The sequence below is a fragment of the Streptococcus vestibularis genome, from assembly GCF_900636445.1.
In the GTDB taxonomy this organism is placed as follows: Bacteria; Bacillota; Bacilli; order Lactobacillales; family Streptococcaceae; genus Streptococcus; species Streptococcus vestibularis.
The window spans coordinates 1,467,144-1,488,537 of the sequence record NZ_LR134275.1; the positions used below are offsets into that span (position 1 = coordinate 1,467,144).

The following is a 21,394-nucleotide window of genomic DNA, read 5'->3' on the forward strand; positions in this document are numbered from 1 at the left end:
TCCAAAGAGTTCCACAGACACTCCGTAACCCTCTGAAAGTGAATGATAGCATTTGTCACCTTTAATCGTCGTTTGATACATAATGAACCTACATTTGTTTTCTTTTATTATAACAAAGAGAAGCCTAACAACCGAACTGAACGCTTTAAAATATCTATCATAACCCTTAAGGCATCCTCTTATTTTTCAACAGATTAGTCTTATACAACACCTATCTTACCAAGAGTTTACAGTTCGGTAAAAATAGAATCGCTTTCAATTCGATGAGTTTTCATTAAATTAAATTTACTAATAAAAAAGGAATATTATTATGAAAGTATTTTCTAGATTAACTTTAGCATCTGTCTCAGTTCTTGCCTTGTTAACCCTAGCAGCATGTGGTAACTACAAAGACAAAACTGACTCATCTTCTTCATCATCATCAAGTAAGGTGAGAAAATACTCTTCTTCTAACGACTCAGGTACCTCAGTTAAAGTCAACAAAGACAGTTCGTCTGAATTGAACAGCGAAAACGGTAATTCAGCCAAAACAAATGGTGAAAATGCTGTTTAAGCCAAGACATTACAAATGTCAAAGTTGGCTCAAACGGAACTGTCTCAATTGGTAACCAATATAAGATAGGCTAGCTATTCTGCTAATCTTTTTAGATTCAGATTGATGAAAGCGTTATCTAAAGGTGCTATAATAGGTATGGAAATCCATAATCAGGGGGTGAGACAATGAGACATAAAATTATCTTGGGATGTTTGGCTGCAGCTGCCTGCGAGATCCTTTTTGGGCTCAGTTTTATCTTTACCAAATCGATTACAGCACAGGCCAGTGGCCTTGCTTTAATCTCTTGGCGTTTTGTCACAGCCTTCTTCTTTGTCAACCTTTATCTTCTCGCAAGAAGACATAGGGTAGTCATAAACGGCAGAAATCTCAGACCTCTGACACGTATTGCCATCCTTAATCCTATTATCTATTTTATCTGCGAAACGATTGGAATTCGTATGACTACTGCCTCTGAAAGTGGAGCATTCCTCGCTTGCATTCCGGTCGTCGCACTTATCATGTCTAGTCTTATTTTGAAAGAATGGCCAAGTCGTTGGCAAGTGGTAGGTGTCACTACAACCCTCATCGGTATCATTATTGCCGTATTCGCTGCAGGTGACTCTACCAACTTCTCACTTGTCGGGTACTTCATTTTAGGTTTAGCCGTTGTCTCCTATGCTCTTTATTGCGTTGACGTTGAAAAAGCCAGTCAATTCACTAGCTTTGAAATTACCTATTTTATGTTAGCCAGTGGTTGCCTTACATTTGGACTCTTTGCACTAAGCCATAGCTTTCTAGCAGGTAACTTGAAGGAGCTCTTAACGCTCCCTTGGAGTAATCCAAAGTTCGCCATAACCATCCTGTACCAAGGATTGGGCTGTAGTGTTATAGGGTATATCCTTTCAAATTTTGCTATCGCAAATATCGGAGTTAACCGAACCGCTTCTTTCATCGGCATATCGACGATTATCTCAATTCTAGCTGCTGTAGTCTTCCTTGGGGAGCCCTTTTCACAGTTACAAATTTTAGCGGTAATCTTGGTAGTCCTTGGAGTCTATTTGGCTAATAAAAATTAAAACTCTCGGAAATTTACCTTCCAAGAGTTTTTTTGCTGTCAATCAAGTTCCGCCTAAACGAAAACCACAAGCTCTTCCTCATTAGGAATACTACTTACCGCCGTCGGCACAGGTAAGTTCCTTGTCTCCATAATTAGTGATAATATGAGCCAAAAAAACTGACGATTTCGTCATAACATCAAACAAAGAAGCTACCTGAATAATCCGACCAAAATTGGGAAAACTAATCCTGTAAGCTTCCTCAAACATGTAAAAAATAGCTGGATATTCGTATAACATATCCCTTCTCCCATTTCAATACTAGACTCCTCTATGATAAGATGAGTTCTAAGAGATGTCAACCGAAAATTGTGATAACAAAAGTTTTGAAACCATTCGAAACAATACAGCAAGTTAAATTAAGGCTTAGTCCGTATACAACCTGAAAAAAGTGGCACCGATTCGGTGCTTTTTTGACGTACAAAAAGTCCATTGGAATGGTCCAACAGCTTCTTTTTCTACCATTTGTCAAGTATAATACGGTTTCTGATTCAACATTATTTCTGAAAGTGCATAAAAGGAATTTTTTGAGGAATAGTTCAAGCCATTTTTTCTGACATTTGAGCATATAAAAACGACACCTTATCTGGTATTTTTTGAAATAAGGTGTTAGAATTATAAAGCATAGACGACTTTAATGACTTTTGGCTAAAGTATAGTCGTAAAGTTTATTATGCATTATAAGATAGTACATTGTCCTAATGAGGCGATGTATAGAGGCAATCGTATGTGGCTTAGTTGAAGTTGTCTGCGATTGTCTTTTTCGTTTCTCATAGAAATCTGCGATATGGCAAGGATTGGTATGACTAGCTGAAGCGATATTGTGAATACATTTATACATAATTTTTCTTGCATAAGGATTCCCACGCTTAGTGATATGCTCTTGAGCTAGGAAATCTCCCGATTCATAGTGTTTGAGATCAATGCCGATAAAAGCGTTGATTTGATTAGCAGACTTAAAGCGACGAATGTCTCCTAATTCGCCAATAATGCTTGTAGCCGTTGTTTCTGCGATACCAGGAATAGAGAGAAGAATCTCATATTCAGGTAGAGGTTCAGCTAACGCTATCAACTGTTGTAAAACTTGTTCCCGACGGTTTGTCAACCTTATAAGTTCCTGTGCATTATACTTAACCTCTTCTATCATAGGAGAGGTTTTTGAAATGGCAGAATAAGATTGCTTTGCCAGTCCAACTAACTTCTCGGCCAAGTTACCTACTCTGTTCTCTGAAATGCGTTTAGAGGTTGAGTTGCGGATAGTCTCTTTCAACTCAACTTCTGATAATTCCAGCACCCAATGCTTTGTTGGGAAGATGGACACGAGATTCCAATATTGCTCACCTGTAGGAGTAGATAGTAGATTCTCGATTTCTGGGAAGGCGACTTGAAGAACTTTGTGCAGCCTATTCTTTGTCCTTACGATATCCTCTGTCAGATTTTGGTAGAATCGGCTAAGATCATGCAAGTTTTGATAGACTTCTTCTTGAACGTAAGTTGGTTTACGATTTAAAACAAATTGTGACGAAGCTAGTTTCTCTGCGTCAATCTTATCAGTTTTCCGAACTCGTAAGCTATCAAGTTGCTTCTTAGCTTCCAAAGGATTAAGACGTGTATAGTCATAGCTGTTTTCTTCCAGAAAAGCCTGGAGTCGGCGAGAATAGACACCAGTAGCTTCGAAAATAATTTCGGGGTTGCTCACGGTCTTTAGATCCTTCAGTAGATGAGAAAATCCGATAATGTCATTAGGCATAGTATAGCTATGAACCCTTTCACCATTCACAAGAATAGCGACTTCTGAGCTTGCTTTACTCACATCGATACCAAAAACTGTCCGCATTATGTTTACCTCTTTGTCTTGAATGATTCCTTATTTTAGTGATTTCATTTTCAATACTCGACGTCTAGCGTCCAACATACTTTGATAAAATTCCATCTAAAACAGGTGTCTTGCCAGTTTTATATACGACGTCTAGCGCCAAAAGAAGCCACGACTTAACAAGACACCTCTACTTTAGCACAAAGAAAAAGTAGTGAGTACTCTCTCCCGTCGGAGATTTCTTCACTACTAATCTTAGTATGTTTTATATCTACTTTGTCTTAACCTCATCCAAAATCTGAATCACCTTATATAAATTTGGTTCTGTGATTTGATAGGGAGCTTGTTCACGGACAATTGGTTTGGCACAAAAGGCGATGCCTATGCCGGCTGTCTTAATCATAGGCAAATCATTGGCTCCATCACCCATAGCAATGGTTTGAGAGAGTTTAAGACCATTTTCTGCTGCCCAATCTTTAAGTTTGGCTACCTTGACATCTTTGGTAACAATCTCACCATAAATCTTACCAGTTAAGAGACCATCGACCACCTCAAGGTGATTAGCCTTCACATAATCAATACCTGCTTCTTTTGCCAGTCTATCAACTGTCTCATGGAAACCACCAGAAACTAAACCTACCTTGAAGCCACGTGAGTGAAGTTCATCCACAAGTTCCTTGGCTCCCTTGTTGAAATGAATGCGGGCATAAACCTTCTCAAATATGCTGTCAGGTAATCCCTTAAGGGTTGCCACACGCTCATTCAGAGCCTGTCTGAAATCTAATTCTCCACGCATGGCCCGCTCTGTGATTTCAGCGACCTCTCGACCAACACCAGCCTCTTCCCCCAATAAATCAATTACTTCTTCTTGGACCAGAGTTGAGTCTACATCCATAACTAATAAGCCTTTTACTTCTGACATAATTACCTCTATTCTTTAATACCTATATAACTTTTATTAGGCTTTTCATTAACCTAAAAAGAGATAAGTTTCTTCAAAAAAATCCTGAACCGAGGCCCAGAATCTCTCTTCTACATACGAATTTGTTCGCGTGTTTTTTCGTAAGACGATACAAAACGATCTGTTACACCTGGTTCTACTGTTTCCAAGGCGTAAGAGATTTCTTCCAAAGATGCATCGTAGTCATGGTCGACTTCGAACAACTTAAGTGCATGCTCAAAGCTACTTTGAACAGCAGGTTCGAAAGAGCGGTAACGGTTTGAGTACTGCAAGAGTTGTTCAGTTAAGGTTGCATTTTGAACAACCAAATAAGCAGTCTCTTCCAAATGTTCAATAGCATTTTTTGACGTTTCAGTCAAACGCATTACTGCATCAATATTAATACGTCCACGGCTGAGCTCATCCATTAGAGCTTCAATTTGTGCACTTGTTGAGAAGAATACACTCAAGAAGGATTGAGGAATACCTGGAAGATTACGTTTTTCCATATAACGCTTGATAACATGCAATTTATTAACATAAACATCAAGCTCGTCGCGCGCCTTAGCTTCATTTTTCGCGATAGCTCGAAGATTTTCAAAAACCTCAACCTGTCCATTTTCAACAGCAGACAAGGTATTGAGACTCTTTTCGAAGATCTTTTCAAGTTCTGAGAAAGGTTTCACCTGATTATCAAAGTTTTCAAGGGTTGGAAGAACTGCTGTTTCAACACTCGAAATATCTGAAGCAAAGCTACGTACATCTGCTGCATAAGTTTCATCGAAAATGTAAGTCAACATGAGACGCTCAAGCTCTTCTTGAAGTTTCTTGTTGTTTTCTTTAGCATGCTTGAGATAATCTGGCAAAATTTTCTTTTGACGTATAACAGCCTTGTATGATGCAATTTCGCGTTCGAAAATGCTATACAAGTTGTCAATTTTTTCTTGAATATCAGCGTTTTCTTCTTCCGCGCGATCCAGGTCAAGAGAAACCAACTCACTTGAGTTTGAACGGATAGCTTCACGAATTTCCTGGAAGCGACGTTCGATATTTTTCTCAGGGAAGTGGTAATTTTGCTCAATCAACTTGCGGTAGCCAGATTCCAAATCATCCAACTGATCTGGGAAATCATCTTCCAACTTAGCTACAATGGCTGGAATCTTCTCTGAAATTTGACCCAAAGCAATGGTATGCTCCTCTGCACGGTCCAAAATGCTTGATGCCTCAACAGGGTCACCTGATGAATTAAGAGTCACGAATTCAGCAAACTCAGATTCGATGTTTTTAAGCTGTTTATTGATTTCACCCATAGTAGAGCCAAAATTATCAGAGTTTTCTTCAATAGAATTTTGCAACTCTTCGTACAAGTCAAGTGCATGTTTAACACGAGCACTATTCTTTTCTTCTTGTTCTTTCAAGGTTGAGAGCGCCTCACGAATAGACTTAATGTCTTCTTCCACAAGATCTAACTGACTCTCAATATTATTGATCTCACCACTAGCTTTAAAGAAATGGAAGGTATCATTCATATTTTCAGCTTCGAAAATATGATTTTCAATATCTGCAAATGAATTTGTCGAAATGTCTATCCATTTCTGATTCCATTCACGGAAAGTTGTTTGACTTTGTCCAATCAAATGAAGCTTTTTAACTTCTTCAATTTCTTCGTTAATTGGCAAGTCAAACAATTTTTGCTTGCGTTCTTCAAGCTGTGCAATCCGCGAATCATTTCGTTTTCTAATAAGAATACCGACTAAGTAAGCGACAATTACAAGTATAACTGCCACTACAATCAGTAAAACAATTCCGCTAGACATAGTTTCTCCTTAATCGTCTATTATGTTCATAAATGTAGAATAACATTACGATTATATCATAGTTATCCTAGCATTGCACCTTTTTCTAAAAGAATATTAGATATCCAGAGTACTGTAAACGGCATTTTCTTCGATAAATTCGCGGCGAGGTTCAACCTTGTCTCCCATCAACATATCGAAAATCTTATCGGCCTCTGCAGCATCATCCACAGAAACACGTGCCATCAAACGATTTTCAGGGTCCATGGTTGTTTCCCAAAGTTGGTGGTCATCCATTTCACCTAGACCTTTATAACGTTGAACCGTAGGTTTTGAACGTCCCACACTGTAATTTTCAAGAGCTACACGCAATTTTTCTTCTTGATTTGCACCAGGTTGGATGTATTCTTTAATCTCAGAACCAACCTTAACCCCATAAATTGGTGGTTGAGCAATGTAGACATAGCCTGCTTCCAAGACTGGACGCATAAAGCGGTAAATCAAAGTCAGAAGCAAAGTACGGATGTGGGCCCCATCGACATCGGCATCAGTCATGATTACCAACTTGTGGTAACGAGCCTTGCTGACATCAAATTCTGATCCAAAACCAGTTCCCATAGCTGTGAAGAGAGAACGAATCTCTTCGTTGGCTAGAATCTTATCCATGCTAGCCTTTTCAACGTTCAAAATCTTACCTCGAATTGGGAGAATAGCTTGGAATTCACGGTTACGACCTGATTTAGCAGATCCACCGGCTGAGTCCCCTTCGACAATGAAAAGTTCATTCATTTCAGCATTATTCGATGAACAATCTGCCAACTTCCCTGGAAGGTTTGAAATTTCAAGACCTGACTTCTTACGTGTCACTTCACGAGCACGCTTAGCGGCGATACGGGCCTTAGAAGCCAGAATTCCTTTTTCAACAATCTTTTTAGCAATAGCAGGATTTTCCAAGAGAAAGCGACTTAAGGCTTCACTGAAGAGACGATTAGTAATCTTAACCACTTCTGAGTTTCCAAGTTTGGTCTTGGTTTGCCCTTCAAACTGTGGGTTTGGATGCTTGACAGAGATGATAGCAGTCAAGCCTTCACGAACATCATCACCGGTCAGATTATCATCTTTTTCTTTGAGAATCTTATTCTGACGTGCATAATCATTGATAACACGAGTAAGAGCCGTACGGAAACCTTGTTCATGAGTACCACCTTCATGAGTGTGGATATTATTGGCAAAACTCATCACCGTTTCATGGTAGCCGGTCGTATACTGCATAGCAACTTCGACTGAAATGCCATCCATCTCACCATCTGTGTAGATAGGCTCGTCAAAGATAACGTCTTTGTTTTCATTGATGTACTTCACATAAGATGTGATTCCACCCTCATAGTGATAATGTTTCTCTTGTTCAAGACCTTCACGCTTATCAGTGATAGAGATACGGAGCCCCTTGTTCAGAAAGGCTAATTCTTGGATACGTTTAGCTAACTTTCCAAAGTCAAACTCCGTTGTCTCTTGGAAAATCTCTGGGTCTGGCGTAAAGTGAACAGTCGTACCATGTTTCTCTGTTTCACCAATTACTGCTAAATCTGCTACCACTACCCCACGTTTATACTCTTGGAAGTGGATATAGCCATTTTTATAAACCTTAACATCAAGTTGTGTTGAGAGGGCATTAACGACCGAAGAACCAACCCCGTGCAAACCACCAGAGACCTTATAACCGCCTCCGCCGAATTTACCACCAGCGTGAAGTACTGTAAAGACAGTTTCTACCGCAGGACGGCCAGTTTTTTCTTGGATATCGACTGGGATACCACGACCATCATCAACAACCGTGATAGAATTATCAGGTTCAATAAAAACTTTGATATGTGTGGCGAATCCTGCTAAGGCCTCATCGATTGAGTTATCGACAATCTCCCATACCAAGTGATGCAAGCCTTCTTTTGAGGTGGATCCAATATACATTCCGGGGCGCATACGTACCGCTTCAAGTCCCTCTAAGACCTGAATCTGGCTGGCATCATATTCTTGCGCTTTTTCTTCAAGATTTTTTAATTCATCAGTCATCTATGTCACAATCTCCAATAATGATTTATGGCCATCAACAAACAAGGTATCCAAACCCGCTGCTCCTCCAGCCTCTATGTCTATCTGGCGGTCACCAATGACCAAGCCATGTTTAATATCGTATTTTTTAATTAAATAAAGAAAACTATCTGGACTAGGTTTTCTAGCAAAACCATTTTCAGAAGTTACAACCTCTGTAAAATAATGAGCAATCTCTGCTCTATCAAGGATATCTAGCACCAAATAATTACGGTGGCTAACCAAGAAATTACGTCCGCCCTCAGCCACAATCTTAGCAAGGACATCCTTAGCACCTTCAAAAAGCACAGGTTCTTGTAAATGTTTGGCTTCCTCTTGCTTATATAGGGTTCGAAAATCAGTTATATCAGGCGCAAACATGGCAATGGCAGTACTGGTTGACACCTTAAGGGCATCATAGACTGCTTGAAATTCTGCTGTACGCTCAAATTGTTCTAAAGTTGCTAGAAAGGCTTGGCTTGATACCTGGTAATTATCCAACAAGGTACCACCTAAATCCCAGATATAATCTCCATAATTCATAATCTTAATTATAGCATAAAAGGTCAGATTTTGCTTGTTTTTCATAGCTAAAAAGGCTTGGAAAACCTATCCAAACCTTAATTTTTTATCTCAGAATTAAACTAGCCACAATAGGACTAATAAAGACATATAAAATCCCTGTTACAGCGATTGATAGACCACCCATGGCACCTGCAACCTGACCATATCTGAAGGCAGTTCCAGTACCAACGGCATGCCCAGTTCCTCCTAGGGAAAGACCAATAGCGACTGGATCTTTAATACCAATCATCTTTAAAAAGACAGGACCTAAAACTGAGGTTAAAATACCCGTAATAACAACTACAACCAGAGTAACTGTCGTAATCCCCTGCATTTTTTCCGAAATTCCTACAGCCATGGCAGTCGTCACAGACTTAGGAAAGAGTGAGATAGCAAGGAAATAATCCATACCAAAAAGCTTAGCAATCAAAGCGGTATAAGTAGTGTTAAGAACACAGGCAACTGTTGACCCAATCAAGATACTCTTATAGTGATGACGCATGAGGTGTAGATTTTTATAAAAAGGAACTGCTAGCGCGACGGTTGAAGGAATAATCAAACTGTTAAGATAAGAGCCACCTACATAGTAATCCTTGTAGGAAATACCTGTATAGTGCAAAATGACGATAATCAAGGCAGTCGATACAAGAAGAGGCGTTGTCAAAGGATTAGGAAAACGGCGATAAATCAAAAGTCCTATTGTGTAAGCTAGTACAGAAAGTGTTAGCCCAAACAAAGGTGTGTTAAAAAAATTAGCCACGATTAACCTCCTCATAATCGCCTTCAAAGTGTTTTTTGATAAAGACGACAACTACTGCAATCACTACAATATTAAGAACCAAGGCTCCCATAATAATCAAAATAATAGGGACAATATTCGCTGAAATAGCATTCCATCGTTCCATAATACCGACACCTGCTGGCAAAAATAGAATAGTCATATTGGCAATTAAAAACTCTGCTACTGCATGAATATGACGTAGACGAATCCACTTAAGCTGTAGAGCAATCAGAAGTAAGAATAAGCCAATGATACTTCCAGGTACAGGTAATTTAAAAAAGGTTGAAAGCGCTTCGCCAATCACGGCAAACAAACAAATCAACATGAATTGAACGTAGTATTTCACGAGTTGCCTCCTAGGTTTAATCACCTATTAGTCTACTCCTTTTTTTTTGAATTTCAAGAGTTTTCAGTAAATACTTTTGAAAAATTGAGAGGCATAAATCAGCCTCTTTGAATATAGTCAAAACCACCCGTGAGAACGGGTGGCTTGCTCTTCGGCTGAAAGCCTCTGCTACTGGCCGAGGCCTAAAGGCCTACCGAATGGTTTCCCTTCAGCACCACCTTTTCTAGCTGACCCGTCTAGCGGGTCTCTTTAAGACTACTTTCTTTTATTCTTATCACCTGTAAACGGATCATACTCCTCAAATAGACTTAGCTGATCTGCTATCACGTCTTCTTGTAAGTGATTACGAATATATTCTTCAATTCGCTTCTGATTTTGCCCAACCGTATCAACATAAAACCCTCGACACCAAAATTTGCGATTCCCATATTTATACTTTAAATTAGCGTGTCGATCAAATATCATTAAACTACTTTTGCCCTTTAAATATCCCATAAATGAGGAAATACTTAGCTTCGGTGGTATACTCACCAACATGTGAATATGATCTGGGCAAGCTTCTGCTTCATGAATTTCAACGCCTTTTCTTTCACATAATAACCGTAAGATTTGACCAATACTTGCTTTGTATTTCCCATAAATTATCTGACGTCAATATTTGAGTGCGAACTCAATATGATACATAGAATTCCATGTAGTATGTGCTAAACTATTATTCTGTCTCAACAAAAATCCTCCTTTAATATATTAATTAGTGATCGAGAAACCTTATCTAATATAACACTTTAGGGGGGGACTTTTTTGATACATCGCTAAAAGCTTTTCGGAACCACTAGCACAGCTAGTGGTTTTCGTAAAACAAAAAAATCCAACCCTGAGGCTGGATTCATTCACAGATGCCACCACCGAGAATTGAACTCGGAACGGAGCATTACCATTGCTCTATTATACCATTTAACTATAGCGGCAACTGTTTTAATCTTACCATACTTCTATTTACTGTGGCAAGATTTTTTGCTTATTATTTATAAATTTAAGTCTTGGTAAGGGGTGCGGTAACCAACCTGTAAAACCTTACCATCTTTAATCAAGATAGGACGTTTTATCAACATCCCATCTGAGGCCAAGAGATCAATAGCTTCATCAAGAGACAATGTTGGTAGCTTATCTTTTAAACCTAAAGAACGGTAGGATTGTCCACTCGTATTAAAGAATTTCTTGAGTTCTAAATCTGACCCCGCCAAAAGTTCTTTTAAAAATTGAGCCGAAGGTGGGTTTTCCTTAATATTAATAGATTCAAAATCTAAACCTAATTGATTGAGTTCCGCCTTTGCCTTACGACAAGTGCTGCATTTTGGATATTCATAAAAAGTGTACATGTTTTTCTCCTTTTTTCTAGCATAAGACATCTGTCTAAGGATGGTCAAACCTAATGCCTTCTAACTGAAGTAAGAAACGCTTGGCTTCTTCTCCTGCTGCATATTTTCCTATACGACCACTACTAGGAAGAACCCGATGACAGGGGACGAGAATCAACCAAGGATTCTTACCAACAGCAGTTCCTACAGCCTGTGCGGATTGACAAGAAGTTGCCTTACCAATCTGACCATAGGTTCTGATTTGCCCCATAGGAATTTCACTTAAAGCCAACCAAACTCTTTGTTGGAAAGCTGTTCCTCGTTCAGCTAAAGGAAGGTCATCTGGACTTGGATTCTCACCTTTAAAATAAGCCTGCAACCACTTCTTGGTCACTTCTAAAATAGGATTTGAGGTGTCCGCTAACTCCTCTTCCTTAAAACCAGACTGAAAATGATTTTGTCCTTTTAACCATATACCATAGAGGACTTCTTCACCAGCCACCAAGGACAGGCGACCAATAGGGGATACATAATACTGACGATAATACATAAGTTCATTATAACAAAAAAAGACAGGAAAACCTTGTTCCTGTCAGCTTATTTCTGAATTATTTACCTTTAATCAAACGTACTCGTACGATATTGTCGCTGGCCTCAAACTTAGCGACCAATTCATCAATCTTAGACTTGTCTGTCTCATCAAGGTCAAGAAGGGTATAAGCATACTCTCCCTTTGAACGGTTAATGATATTATCAATATTGATATTAAAATCAGAGACCGCTGTTGAAATACGGGCCACAATGTTAGGCACGTTTTTATTAATCAAAGTGATACGATATGGAGCACTCAAAACCTGTTGTACACGTGGGAAGTTAACAGAATTGACAATTTCACCTGTTTCCATGAAGCGACGGATGGTTTGACCAGCCATAATAGCACAGTTAAGTTCTGCTTCACCCGTTGAACCACCAACATGTGGAAAGACTGTCACATTAGGCTTATTAAGTAGTTCTTCTGTCCCAAAGTCAGTGATGTAACGTTTTACTACACCTGTTTCCAAAGCATCAAAGAGCGCATCATTCTCTACTAATTCTGCACGGGCAAAGTTGATGATTGTTGTTCCTTTTTGCATAAGGCTAAAGGCATCTGCATTGAAAGTACCTTTCGTATCAGGTGTCAATGGAACGTGAACAGTGATATAATCACAGTTTTCAAAGATTTCTTTGAGATCAGAAACACGCTTAACGTGGTGAGAAATATTCCAAGCTGCTTCAATAGAAACATATGGGTCGTAGCCATAGACCTTCATCCCCAAACGGTAGGCATCGTTAGCAATACGCGCACCAATGGCACCTAGGCCGATAACACCCAGTGTCTTACCAGCAATCTCGCTACCCGCAAACTGCTTCTTACCTGCTTCGATTTGTTTAGACACATCGTCACCGCTAAGTTTGTTAACCCAAGCATTGGCCGCAATATAATCACGTGCTGAAAGCAAGATAGAAGCTAAGACAGCTTCTTTAACTGCATTAGCATTAGCTCCTGGAGTATTGAAGACAACAATTCCTTTTTCAGTTGCTTCATCCACTGGGATATTATTAGTCCCAGCACCGGCACGCGCAATAGCTTTCAAATTTTCAGGGAAAACTGTATCATGGAGATTTTGACTACGAATAATGTAAGCATCTGGATTTTCCGCTAAATCACCATCAATTTGGAAATGATTTCCAAGTTCCTTCAAACCAATTTGGTTAATATTATTATATGTTTTTACGCTAAATACCATAATTTTATTCCTCTTAAATTAATGAATCCCGTGGTGAGTAGCTTCATCAACTTCTTGATAAAAAGCCTTCTCCCTCTTGGTTTTGATTTTCTGATAGGCAAGTCGTTCACCATCAATAGGAACCTTACCACAATAGACATAGCCAAGTTTCTCCAAAATATGCTGCATGACAAGATTCTTTTCATGCGTGTCGCAACGAAAATCATGAGCGTCAGTTCCCTCAATAAGACCTTGAATAAATGTTTGAGCGACCCTTTGACCTGTAACCTCAGTCAAAACGGCAATCCTATGGAAGGTAATGTAGCGCTTATTATGATGCTTCCAGTCTCCATCATAGATTTTGTCGTAAGCAGGGTCTCCATCAGTAACCACCGCAGCATAAGAAACAACTTTACCATCAATGATACCGACATAGGCCTGTCCTTTAAGAACATCATCAAAGATGGTTTCTTCAGTAGGGTAACCATCAGCCCCTTGCCATTGGGGACTACCTGCTTCTGCTAAAGCAGTTCTAGCACTCTCAATCACAGTCATGATAGCCCCAATTTCATTTGGGAAGGCTTGTCTAATTTCCATCTCTTTACCTAATTATTTATTTTCGGCTTCAAATTTCTTCATAAAGTCAATCAAGTCAAGTACACCCTGACGTGGGAAAGCATTATAAACACTAGCACGCATACCACCTACAGAACGGTGTCCTTTGATATTCTTGAAACCAAGAGCATCTGCTTCTGCTACAAACTTAGTATCCAACTCTTTACTTGGTGTAACAAATGGAATGTTGCAGACAGAACGATCCTTTTCATATTTGACAGGGTTTGTGTAGAAATCAGATGATTCAATGTAATTGTAGAGAAGACCAGATTTTTCGCGTTGAATTTCAGCCATCTTGTCTACGCCACCAATTTCATTTTTAACCCAGTCAAAGACGAGTTTTGAAATATAGATGTTGAAACATGGTGGTGTATTGTAAAGTGATCCTGCTTCAGCTTGAATACGATAATCCAACATAGCAGACAATTGTGGTTGGTCGTTAAGGAAGTCTTCACGGACGATAACCACTGTTACACCAGCAGGCCCAATATTTTTCTGAGCACCAGCATAGATAAGAGCAAAATCCTCAACATTATAGCGAGCTGCTAAGATATTTGAAGACATATCTGCTACAATTGGCACACCATTAGTATCAGGCAAATCATAGATAGATGTTCCCTCAATTGTATTATTGGTAGTCAAGTGAACATAAGCGGCTTCTGGATCAATCGTTGAAGGATCAAAACTTGGAATATGATCGTAAACAGTATCCTCAGATGACGCCAAAAGAATTGGTTCAAAAGGAATAGTTTTTGAAAGTTTAACAGCTTCTGTATAAGCTTTTTTACCCCATGACCCTCCCACAAGGTAGTAAGCTTTCTTACCTTGAGCAAGGTTCAGTGGAACCATTGTGAATTGCGTTGAAGCGCCCCCTTGCAAGAAAATAACCTTATAGTTATCAGGAATGGCCATAAGCTCGCGAAGTGTCACTTCCGCATCTTTAACGATTTTGTCAAATTCTGGAGAACGGTGGGACATTTCTAGCACGGACATACCGGAATCTTGATAGTTAAGCAATTCAGCTTGTGCTTTTTCGAGCACAGGTTTTGGTAATGTAGCAGGTCCTGCTGAGAAATTATAAATTGTCATAAAGACACCTCCAAAATTTTAATGGTCCCATTATAGCGAATTTTCTGAATATTGTAAAGTGTTAATAGTAAAAAACGAACGGAATTGCCCGCTCGTCACAAAAAAGTTAGGTATTTTATGTATATTTTTGCAAGTAATCGAATTTACTATCCGTTATCCTTGCTTAAGAAAATAGGCTGCACCAATTAGATTTGCTCCATTATGATGATAACAGGCCACAATCTTCGGACGTTTAATGATTTTACCAATAAAGTCAATCTCATGGTGAACCTTATCAAACTGGCGATTGACCTCCTCGATAAGAATAGGCTGGGCTGAAATACCACCTCCAATAACAAAGGTTTCCATATCAAAAATGGTTTGAAGATTCAATATGGTAATGGCTAAGTTACGGCAATAGCTTTCAAAAAGTGGATAGACTGTTTTATCTCCTGCATTTATGGCCTTAAATGCGGCTAAACCATCCTTTAAATCTGAATTACCTAGCACTTCATTTACCTTGGTGATTAAACCGACAGCCGACAAAGTCATGCCTCGCATCAATGAAGAATCCACTTTTTCCATTTGAACTGGTAACAGAAAGGTCAACTCACCCGCTTGAAAGTGACTTCCTTGAAAAAGTTTACTATTAATAATAAATCCACCACCTAGACCTGAACCCAAAACAAGGGCTGCACCATTGGTCACTCCTTGCAAATGACCTGTAGCTAGCTCTGCCAAGGCGACTGCTTTTCCATCATTAAGAGCAGCTACTGGCAAATGATACTTGGCTTGCAGGGCTGCTTTGACACGAAAACCATGAAAGAATCTCAACAAACCGCCGTGATAAATCACACCCTCCTCAGTATCAACAGTTCCAGGAACACTAATAGCTATACCTGATAGGGCTGCTTCAACTGAAGTAACTATCTGATCAATCATATCAATAGCTTGTTCTAAGGTTTGTGGAGATGACTGCGTCGGCAGACTCTTTTCAATGGTAAACTGCTCTGAAACAAGTGCCGACTTCACCTGTGTTCCCCCAAAATCAATCGCTAAAATTGTCATAAGCATACTCCACAGATTGTTTTTCGTCATTATAGCATAAAAGAGCCAATAGTAGAAAAAACGGTTCCAAAATGCTATCATAAACTTACAGAATTAGATAAAAGGAGTATCTCACATGACTAAATTTCTACACACTTGTGTCCGTGTCAAGGACCTAGAAGCCTCACTTAAATTTTATAAAGAAGCACTTGGTTTCAAAGAAGCTCGTCGCAATGATTTTCCAGAATATAAGTTCACCCTTGTCTACTTGCAACTCGAAGATGATCCTGATTACGAGTTGGAATTAACCTACAATTATGACCACGAAGCCTATGATTTAGGAGATGGATACGGTCATATCGCTGTTGGTGTCGATGATTTAGAAGCTACACACCAAGCTCACAAAGAGGCTGGATACACTGTTACAGACCTCTCAGGTCTTCCTGGTAAACCAAAAATGTACTACTTCATCACTGATCCAGATGGCTATAAGATTGAAGTTATCCGTTTGACACAATTCCTAGAAAAATAAAACAAAAAAGTCAGATCGTATAGATCTGGCTTATTTTTGTGCTTAATTTTTATTATCTGCCTTCAAAGCTGACAAAATTTGGGTACGAATATCATCCACACCGTTTGGATTATTTGGTAGGAATAAGGTTTGATTACCTTTAGCTGCAAAAGTATTAAGGGTATCTAGATATTGGTTGGTCAAGAGAATAGACATAATCTGCTCTTCAGACATACCCACATTAGCCTCTTTAAGTTCTGCAATAGATTCAGCCAAACCATCAACGATAGCTTTACGTTGTTGAGCAATACCAACACCATGAAGACGATCTTTTTCAGCTTCGGCTTCAGCTGCTGTGACAATCTTAATCTTATCTGCTTCTGCCAATTCTTGGGCTGCCACACGCTTACGTTGAGCAGCATTGATTTCGTTCATAGACTGCTTAACTTCAGCATCTGGTTCAACTTTGGTAATCAAGGTCTTAACAATGATATAACCATAAGTGGTCATTTCTTCTGCTACTTGGTGTTGAACCTCAAGGGCAATTTCATCCTTCTTCTCAAAAAGCTCATCAAGCGTCAATTTAGGAACTGATGAACGGAGAGCATCCTCAATGTATGATTTAATTTGAGCTTCCGGACGCATGAGTTTATAGTAAGCATCTGTAACATTTTGCTCATTAACACGATATTGAGTAGCCACATTCATCATGACAAAGACATTGTCCTTTGTCTTAGTTTCAACCACAATCTCACTTTGAAGCAAACGTAGTTGAATACGGGCTGCAATTTTATCGATACCAAATGGCAAACGCATATGGATACCACTCGTTGCGATTTTTTGATAGCGTCCAAAACGTTCAACGATAGCTACTGACTGTTGACGTACGACATAAAGCATACTGATGAGAATTCCCAAGATAATCAAGAATGAAATCAGTAAAAAGAGAAATGCTGCTTGCATGTTAAGTCCTCCAAAATAAACATAAAAATTTCTTTGCTTTATTATAGCACAGTAATACAGTTGTTCAAGAAAAATAGCATGGTTTGTTCAGAATAGTGTAAAGTAGACACTTTCTTAAACTCTTATGTGTCAGCACTTCTGAAATCTTGGAAACTCTTGTTAATCGAGAGACTTGTACGCAACAGGCGAGACTTTTCGATGTAAGAAAAAGACTGAAACTATTGCGTTTCAGTCTCTCCGTAATTTTAAAATAAAATCGTTTGAAGAACCGTTTTAGATTGCATCTGAAACTTAGGCCTCAAAAAACTTATTTACGATACATCTTAACTTGAAGGTAAATATCGTTATAGATTCCTAGCCACTTTTGACCTAGGTTATTATAGACTTCAAGGTTTTTAATGGTTGATTCTGATGGGTAAAAGGCCTTATCATCAGTAATACTCTTTGGAAGTAAGGCTTTGGCTGCCTCATTAGGTGTGGCATAACCAATATATTCAGCATTTTGTGCTGCATTTTCCGGTTTAAGCATGAAGTTGATAAAAGCATAAGCTTCTTTTTCATGCTTCACTGTTTTAGGAATGACCAGATTATCAAACCATAGATTTGAGCCTTCAGATGGAACAACATAACGAAGATCCTCATTTTTATCAAGCATCTCACTGGCTTCCCCTGAGAAGGTTACTCCAATAGCTGCATCACCTTGAATCATGTAGCCCTTCATCTCGTCACCAACAATAGCCTTGATATTTGGTGTTAGACTATTAAGTTTAGTTTCAGCCAAACGTAATTCAGTCATGTTCTTGGTATTCAAACTGTAGCCCAAGCTATTGAGAGAAAGACCAATAACTTCTCGCGCGCCATCGACCAGCATAATCTGGTTTCTGTATTCGGGTGACCAAAGATCATCCCAGTGCTGTGGTGCTTTTTTCACCAATTTTGTATTATAAACAATGCCGACTGTTCCCCAGAAATAAGGGATAGAATAGTCATTATTGGGATCGAAACTAAGCCCCTTAAAACTTGAGCCAATCTGATCAAAGCCATGGATTTTAGATTTATCCAACTTCACCAAAAGGTCTTCCTTGACCATCTTATCAATGGTATAGTCTGAAGGTACAGCAATGTCGTAAGTCGTACCACCTTGCTTAATTTTAGTATACATAGCTTCGTTAGAATCAAATGTTTCATACTGGACCTTGATTCCTGTTTCTTTAGTGAACTTGGTCAAGAGATCAGGGTCAATATAGTCACCCCAGTTATAAATAACAAGTTTGTCCGAAGCATTTCCGGTGCGACTTTGCATGTAGGCAGAAATTCCCCAAAGGAAGAAAATAATTGCTAAAATCCCTGCCAGAAATTGATAGAGCTTACGCATCATGCTTCTCCTTTCTCTCCTGAGTAATCATATAATATCCAATGACTAGAAGAATAGAGAACAGGAAGACAACCGTTGATAGAGCATTGATTTCTAAGGAAATACCTTTGCGAGCACGTGAGTAAATTTCCACAGCAAGTGTTGAAAAACCATTACCCGTTACAAAGAAGGTTACTGCAAAGTCATCCAAAGAATAGGTAAAGGCCATGAAATAACCAGCGATAATACCAGGTGTCAAGTATGGCAACATAACCTCACGTAACATCTGCCATTGGGTGGCCCCCAGGTCATAAGCTGCATGCACCATGTCTCGATTCATTTCCTTAAGGCGTGGCAAAACCATGAGAACCACGATTGGGATTGAGAAGGCAATATGACTCAACAAAACTGATACAAAGCCAAGTTGGAAACCAATCAAGGTAAAGAGAATCAAGAAACTCGCACCAATCATAACGTCCGGTGCAACCATTAGCACGTTATTTAGGGATAAGATTCCAGTCTGTTGCTTCTGTTTGATCTCATAAATAAAAATTGACCCAAAGGTACCAATAATCGTCGCCAGAAGAGCGCTAAGGAAAGCTAAAAAGAAGGTTTGAACCAGAATTAACATAAGACGGCTATCTGAAAACATGCTCTGGTAGTTATCCAGAGTAAAACCTGTGAAACTATTCATATCACTACCACTGTTGAAAGAATAGGCGATTAAATAAAAGATTGGCAGGTAAAGGATAACAAAGACAAAAGCTAAATAGAGATTTGCAAATTTTTTCATTGACGTCTCTCCCTTGTTAACCACATTGTCGCAATCATAGCAGCAATAAGAACAACACCAATAGTTGCCCCCATTCCCCAGTTTTGTGTTGTGAGGAAATGCTGTTCGATAGCCGTTCCTAGTGTAATAACTCGGTTCCCACCAATCAAACGTGTTAGCATGAAGAGGCTAAGACTAGGAATGAAGACCGATTGTACACCCGAGCGTACCCCATTAAGCGACAAAGGAAAGATAACCTTGGTAAAGGTCTGCCAATCATTAGCTCCTAAATCCTTACTTGCATTGACAATATTCTCATCCAAATCATCCAGAGCATTAAAAATTGGTAGAATCATAAATGGAATTTCAATGTAACTGGCTACAAAAATGAAAGAGAAATCCGTAAAGAGAATTTGCATAGGGGCAATCCCAAAGAAACCAAGAAAGGCATTGATGCCCCCCTGTTGACCAAAAATCCCCATAAAAGCATAGGCTTTCAGAAGGAGATTGACCCAGGTTGGTAAAATGACCAACATCAACCAAAGTTGCTTATGCTTTAGTCTGGTTAAAAGATATGCCGTCGGATAAGAAATGAGAAGGGTTACCAGAGTAATGATGGCTGCATAAAGAACCGAGTTAAAACTCATCCTTAAGTAAGTCCAACTGGAAAAGAAGGTACCATAATTGTCCAAAGTAAAGTTGCCACTGATATCAAAGAAAGACTGATAGAGTAGCATGAGCACTGGAGCAACCACGAAGAGCAGGAGCCAAAGGAGGTAAGGTACCGAGAAGAGGCTAGCTGTTTTCTTCATAGCGCTCCTCCTCAATGGCATTAATCAAGCCATCTTCATGTTCTTCCACTTCCACATATTCTTCAATACGTGCATCGAACTCTTCTTCTGTCTCATTAAGACGCATGATATGAATATCCTCAGGCGTAAAATCAAGACCTATAATCTCACCCTCAATCGCCTTACGGGTTGAATGAATCATCCATTCATTGCCAAGATTGTCATAAGCAATGATTTCATAGTGGACCCCACGGAAGAGCTGCGTTTCCACGCGAACTTGCAGTTTACCTTCTTCAGGAAGCGTGATTTGTAAATCTTCAGGACGGATAACCACTTCGACAGGTTCATTTGGACGCATTCCTCCATCCACAGATTCGAAACGTTTTCCGTTGAACTCAACCAAATAGTCCTCAATCATGACTCCTGGTAGGATATTAGATTCTCCGATAAAGGTTGCAACGAAATGGTTGATAGGCTCGTCATAGATATCAACAGGCGTTCCTGATTGAACAATTTCACCATCGTTCATAACAAAAATCCAGTCTGACATGGCCAATGCTTCTTCCTGGTCGTGAGTGACGAAGACAAAAGTAATCCCTAGACGTTGCTGTAGTTCACGCAACTCGTATTGCATTTCAGTACGTAACTTCAAATCCAGTGCTGACAAGGGCTCATCCAAAAGGACCACACGTGGCTGATTGATAATCGCACGGGCAATGGCCACACGTTGGCGTTGACCACCTGATAATTTTTGAATCGAGCGCTTTTGATAACCATCTAGTTGAACCATTTTCAAGGCTTCTTTTACACGCTCTTCAATTTCCTTTTTAGGCACTTTTTTTAACTTAAGCGCAAAAGCCACATTGTCAGAGACATTCATGTGTGGGAAGAGGGCATAAGATTGGAAAACGGTGTGGACATCCCTTTTATTGATAGGGATATCATTAATACGCTTTCCATCCAAAAGAACGTCACCACTGGTCGCATCCAAGAGACCAGCAATGATGTTCAAGATAGTTGATTTACCAGAACCAGAAGCACCAAGTAGGGTATAGAACTTACCTTCTTCCAGTTCAAAGTTGATGTCTTTTAAAACTTGTGTGCCACTGTCTTCAAATACTTTCGAGACGTTCTGAAAGGCAATAATCGGATTAGTCAATTGTCATAA

The 21,394-nt window shown here is 39.3% G+C and carries 21 protein-coding genes, 1 tRNA gene and 1 pseudogene; 3 read left to right on the forward strand and 20 right to left on the reverse strand.

What is annotated here, in order from left to right:
• Positions 1–310: 310 nt before the first annotated feature.
• Complete coding sequence (locus EL076_RS07330; RefSeq protein ID WP_126429886.1) at positions 311–553, forward strand: hypothetical protein; 243 nt, start codon at positions 311–313, stop codon at positions 551–553.
• A gap of 167 nt (positions 554–720) precedes the next feature.
• The gene (locus EL076_RS07335; RefSeq protein WP_126429887.1) at positions 721–1,611 is read left to right on the forward strand and encodes a DMT family transporter; all 891 of its coding nucleotides are present in this window, start codon (positions 721–723) and stop codon (positions 1,609–1,611) included.
• Between the two features lie 673 nt (positions 1,612–2,284).
• Here EL076_RS07335 and EL076_RS07345 read toward each other — a convergent pair.
• The 15 genes and pseudogenes from EL076_RS07345 to EL076_RS07420 all read right to left on the reverse strand — a co-directional run bounded on the left by EL076_RS07345 (position 2,285) and on the right by EL076_RS07420 (position 15,856).
• Positions 2,285–3,487 (reverse strand): IS110 family RNA-guided transposase, encoded by a 1,203-nt coding sequence (locus EL076_RS07345; protein ID WP_003091867.1) that lies wholly within the window; start codon positions 3,485–3,487, stop codon positions 2,285–2,287.
• Positions 3,488–3,737: 250 nt separating this feature from the next.
• The gene (gene serB / locus EL076_RS07355) at positions 3,738–4,388 is read right to left on the reverse strand and encodes a phosphoserine phosphatase SerB (RefSeq protein ID WP_003093290.1); all 651 of its coding nucleotides are present in this window, start codon (positions 4,386–4,388) and stop codon (positions 3,738–3,740) included.
• A 110-nt stretch (positions 4,389–4,498) separates the two neighbouring features.
• Entirely contained in the window at positions 4,499–6,223 is a 1,725-nt protein-coding gene (gene ezrA / locus EL076_RS07360; RefSeq protein WP_003094835.1) for a septation ring formation regulator EzrA, read from the reverse strand.
• A gap of 96 nt (positions 6,224–6,319) precedes the next feature.
• Positions 6,320–8,272 carry a DNA topoisomerase (ATP-hydrolyzing) subunit B gene (gene gyrB / locus EL076_RS07365; RefSeq protein WP_126429888.1) on the reverse strand — a complete coding sequence of 651 codons (1,953 nt, stop codon included), beginning with the start codon at positions 8,270–8,272 and terminating at the stop codon, positions 6,320–6,322.
• Positions 8,273–8,833 carry an HAD-IA family hydrolase gene (locus EL076_RS07370; protein ID WP_039976507.1) on the reverse strand — a complete coding sequence of 187 codons (561 nt, stop codon included), beginning with the start codon at positions 8,831–8,833 and terminating at the stop codon, positions 8,273–8,275.
• 85 nt (positions 8,834–8,918) lie between these two features.
• The gene (locus EL076_RS07375; RefSeq protein WP_220428504.1) at positions 8,919–9,629 is read right to left on the reverse strand and encodes an LrgB family protein; all 711 of its coding nucleotides are present in this window, start codon (positions 9,627–9,629) and stop codon (positions 8,919–8,921) included.
• Complete coding sequence (locus EL076_RS07380; RefSeq protein ID WP_126429889.1) at positions 9,607–9,981, reverse strand: CidA/LrgA family protein; 375 nt, start codon at positions 9,979–9,981, stop codon at positions 9,607–9,609. Before EL076_RS07380 ends, EL076_RS07375 begins: the two co-directional genes overlap by 23 nt.
• A 255-nt stretch (positions 9,982–10,236) precedes the next feature.
• Positions 10,237–10,665 (reverse strand): annotated as a pseudogene (tnpA, locus tag EL076_RS07385) (IS200/IS605 family transposase).
• Between the two features lie 213 nt (positions 10,666–10,878).
• Positions 10,879–10,949: transfer RNA gene (locus EL076_RS07390), tRNA-Thr, on the reverse strand.
• 57 nt (positions 10,950–11,006) lie between these two features.
• Positions 11,007–11,360, reverse strand: a complete 354-nt coding sequence (locus tag EL076_RS07395) for an arsenate reductase family protein (protein WP_126429890.1) — start codon at positions 11,358–11,360, stop codon at positions 11,007–11,009.
• A gap of 34 nt (positions 11,361–11,394) precedes the next feature.
• Positions 11,395–11,889 (reverse strand): methylated-DNA--[protein]-cysteine S-methyltransferase, encoded by a 495-nt coding sequence (locus EL076_RS07400; RefSeq protein WP_126429891.1) that lies wholly within the window; start codon positions 11,887–11,889, stop codon positions 11,395–11,397.
• 58 nt (positions 11,890–11,947) lie between these two features.
• Positions 11,948–13,126 carry a 3-phosphoglycerate dehydrogenase family protein gene (locus tag EL076_RS07405; RefSeq protein ID WP_126429894.1) on the reverse strand — a complete coding sequence of 393 codons (1,179 nt, stop codon included), beginning with the start codon at positions 13,124–13,126 and terminating at the stop codon, positions 11,948–11,950.
• Positions 13,127–13,144: 18 nt separating this feature from the next.
• The gene (locus EL076_RS07410) at positions 13,145–13,702 is read right to left on the reverse strand and encodes a GNAT family N-acetyltransferase (protein ID WP_126429895.1); all 558 of its coding nucleotides are present in this window, start codon (positions 13,700–13,702) and stop codon (positions 13,145–13,147) included.
• Positions 13,703–13,714: 12 nt separating this feature from the next.
• Entirely contained in the window at positions 13,715–14,809 is a 1,095-nt protein-coding gene (serC, locus tag EL076_RS07415; protein ID WP_117647719.1) for a 3-phosphoserine/phosphohydroxythreonine transaminase, read from the reverse strand.
• Positions 14,810–14,962: 153 nt separating this feature from the next.
• On the reverse strand, positions 14,963–15,856 hold the full coding sequence (locus EL076_RS07420; RefSeq protein WP_048788504.1) for an ROK family protein: 894 nt from the start codon (positions 15,854–15,856) through the stop codon (positions 14,963–14,965).
• 115 nt (positions 15,857–15,971) lie between these two features.
• Here EL076_RS07420 and gloA point away from each other — a divergent pair, with 115 nt between their 5' ends.
• A complete protein-coding gene (gene gloA, locus EL076_RS07425; RefSeq protein ID WP_002884456.1) occupies positions 15,972–16,367 on the forward strand; it encodes a lactoylglutathione lyase in 396 nt (131 codons plus the stop codon).
• Between the two features lie 42 nt (positions 16,368–16,409).
• Here gloA and EL076_RS07430 read toward each other — a convergent pair whose 3' ends face one another.
• The 5 genes from EL076_RS07430 to EL076_RS07450 form a co-directional block, all read right to left on the reverse strand.
• Positions 16,410–17,309: an SPFH domain-containing protein gene (locus tag EL076_RS07430; RefSeq protein WP_002891518.1), complete on the reverse strand. Its 900-nt coding sequence runs from the start codon at positions 17,307–17,309 to the stop codon at positions 16,410–16,412.
• A gap of 307 nt (positions 17,310–17,616) precedes the next feature.
• Positions 17,617–18,684, reverse strand: coding sequence for an ABC transporter substrate-binding protein (locus EL076_RS07435; RefSeq protein ID WP_117647727.1), 1,068 nt, complete (start codon positions 18,682–18,684; stop codon positions 17,617–17,619).
• Complete coding sequence (locus tag EL076_RS07440; RefSeq protein WP_003094414.1) at positions 18,677–19,456, reverse strand: ABC transporter permease; 780 nt, start codon at positions 19,454–19,456, stop codon at positions 18,677–18,679. Before EL076_RS07440 ends, EL076_RS07435 begins: the two co-directional genes overlap by 8 nt.
• Positions 19,453–20,247: an ABC transporter permease gene (locus EL076_RS07445; RefSeq protein WP_003096477.1), complete on the reverse strand. Its 795-nt coding sequence runs from the start codon at positions 20,245–20,247 to the stop codon at positions 19,453–19,455. The genes EL076_RS07440 and EL076_RS07445 overlap by 4 nt, the downstream gene beginning before the upstream one ends.
• Positions 20,231–21,385: an ABC transporter ATP-binding protein gene (locus EL076_RS07450; protein ID WP_126429897.1), complete on the reverse strand. Its 1,155-nt coding sequence runs from the start codon at positions 21,383–21,385 to the stop codon at positions 20,231–20,233. Before EL076_RS07450 ends, EL076_RS07445 begins: the two co-directional genes overlap by 17 nt.
• Between the last annotated feature and the right edge of the window lie 9 nt (positions 21,386–21,394).

Coding starts and splice junctions, on each gene's coding strand:
- EL076_RS07330 (WP_126429886.1), top strand. CDS start 311: ATGAAAGTATTTTCTAGATTAACTTTAGCATCTGTCTCAGTTCTTGCC.
- EL076_RS07335 (WP_126429887.1), top strand. CDS start 721: ATGAGACATAAAATTATCTTGGGATGTTTGGCTGCAGCTGCCTGCGAG.
- EL076_RS07345 (WP_003091867.1), bottom strand. CDS start 3,487: ATGCGGACAGTTTTTGGTATCGATGTGAGTAAAGCAAGCTCAGAAGTC.
- serB (WP_003093290.1), bottom strand. CDS start 4,388: ATGTCAGAAGTAAAAGGCTTATTAGTTATGGATGTAGACTCAACTCTG.
- ezrA (WP_003094835.1), bottom strand. CDS start 6,223: ATGTCTAGCGGAATTGTTTTACTGATTGTAGTGGCAGTTATACTTGTA.
- gyrB (WP_126429888.1), bottom strand. CDS start 8,272: ATGACTGATGAATTAAAAAATCTTGAAGAAAAAGCGCAAGAATATGAT.
- EL076_RS07370 (WP_039976507.1), bottom strand. CDS start 8,833: ATGAATTATGGAGATTATATCTGGGATTTAGGTGGTACCTTGTTGGAT.
- EL076_RS07375 (WP_220428504.1), bottom strand. CDS start 9,629: ATGAGGAGGTTAATCGTGGCTAATTTTTTTAACACACCTTTGTTTGGG.
- EL076_RS07395 (WP_126429890.1), bottom strand. CDS start 11,360: ATGTACACTTTTTATGAATATCCAAAATGCAGCACTTGTCGTAAGGCA.
- EL076_RS07400 (WP_126429891.1), bottom strand. CDS start 11,889: ATGTATTATCGTCAGTATTATGTATCCCCTATTGGTCGCCTGTCCTTG.
- EL076_RS07405 (WP_126429894.1), bottom strand. CDS start 13,126: ATGGTATTTAGCGTAAAAACATATAATAATATTAACCAAATTGGTTTG.
- EL076_RS07410 (WP_126429895.1), bottom strand. CDS start 13,702: ATGGAAATTAGACAAGCCTTCCCAAATGAAATTGGGGCTATCATGACT.
- serC (WP_117647719.1), bottom strand. CDS start 14,809: ATGACAATTTATAATTTCTCAGCAGGACCTGCTACATTACCAAAACCT.
- EL076_RS07420 (WP_048788504.1), bottom strand. CDS start 15,856: ATGACAATTTTAGCGATTGATTTTGGGGGAACACAGGTGAAGTCGGCA.
- gloA (WP_002884456.1), top strand. CDS start 15,972: ATGACTAAATTTCTACACACTTGTGTCCGTGTCAAGGACCTAGAAGCC.
- EL076_RS07430 (WP_002891518.1), bottom strand. CDS start 17,309: ATGCAAGCAGCATTTCTCTTTTTACTGATTTCATTCTTGATTATCTTG.
- EL076_RS07435 (WP_117647727.1), bottom strand. CDS start 18,684: ATGCGTAAGCTCTATCAATTTCTGGCAGGGATTTTAGCAATTATTTTC.
- EL076_RS07440 (WP_003094414.1), bottom strand. CDS start 19,456: ATGAAAAAATTTGCAAATCTCTATTTAGCTTTTGTCTTTGTTATCCTT.
- EL076_RS07445 (WP_003096477.1), bottom strand. CDS start 20,247: ATGAAGAAAACAGCTAGCCTCTTCTCGGTACCTTACCTCCTTTGGCTC.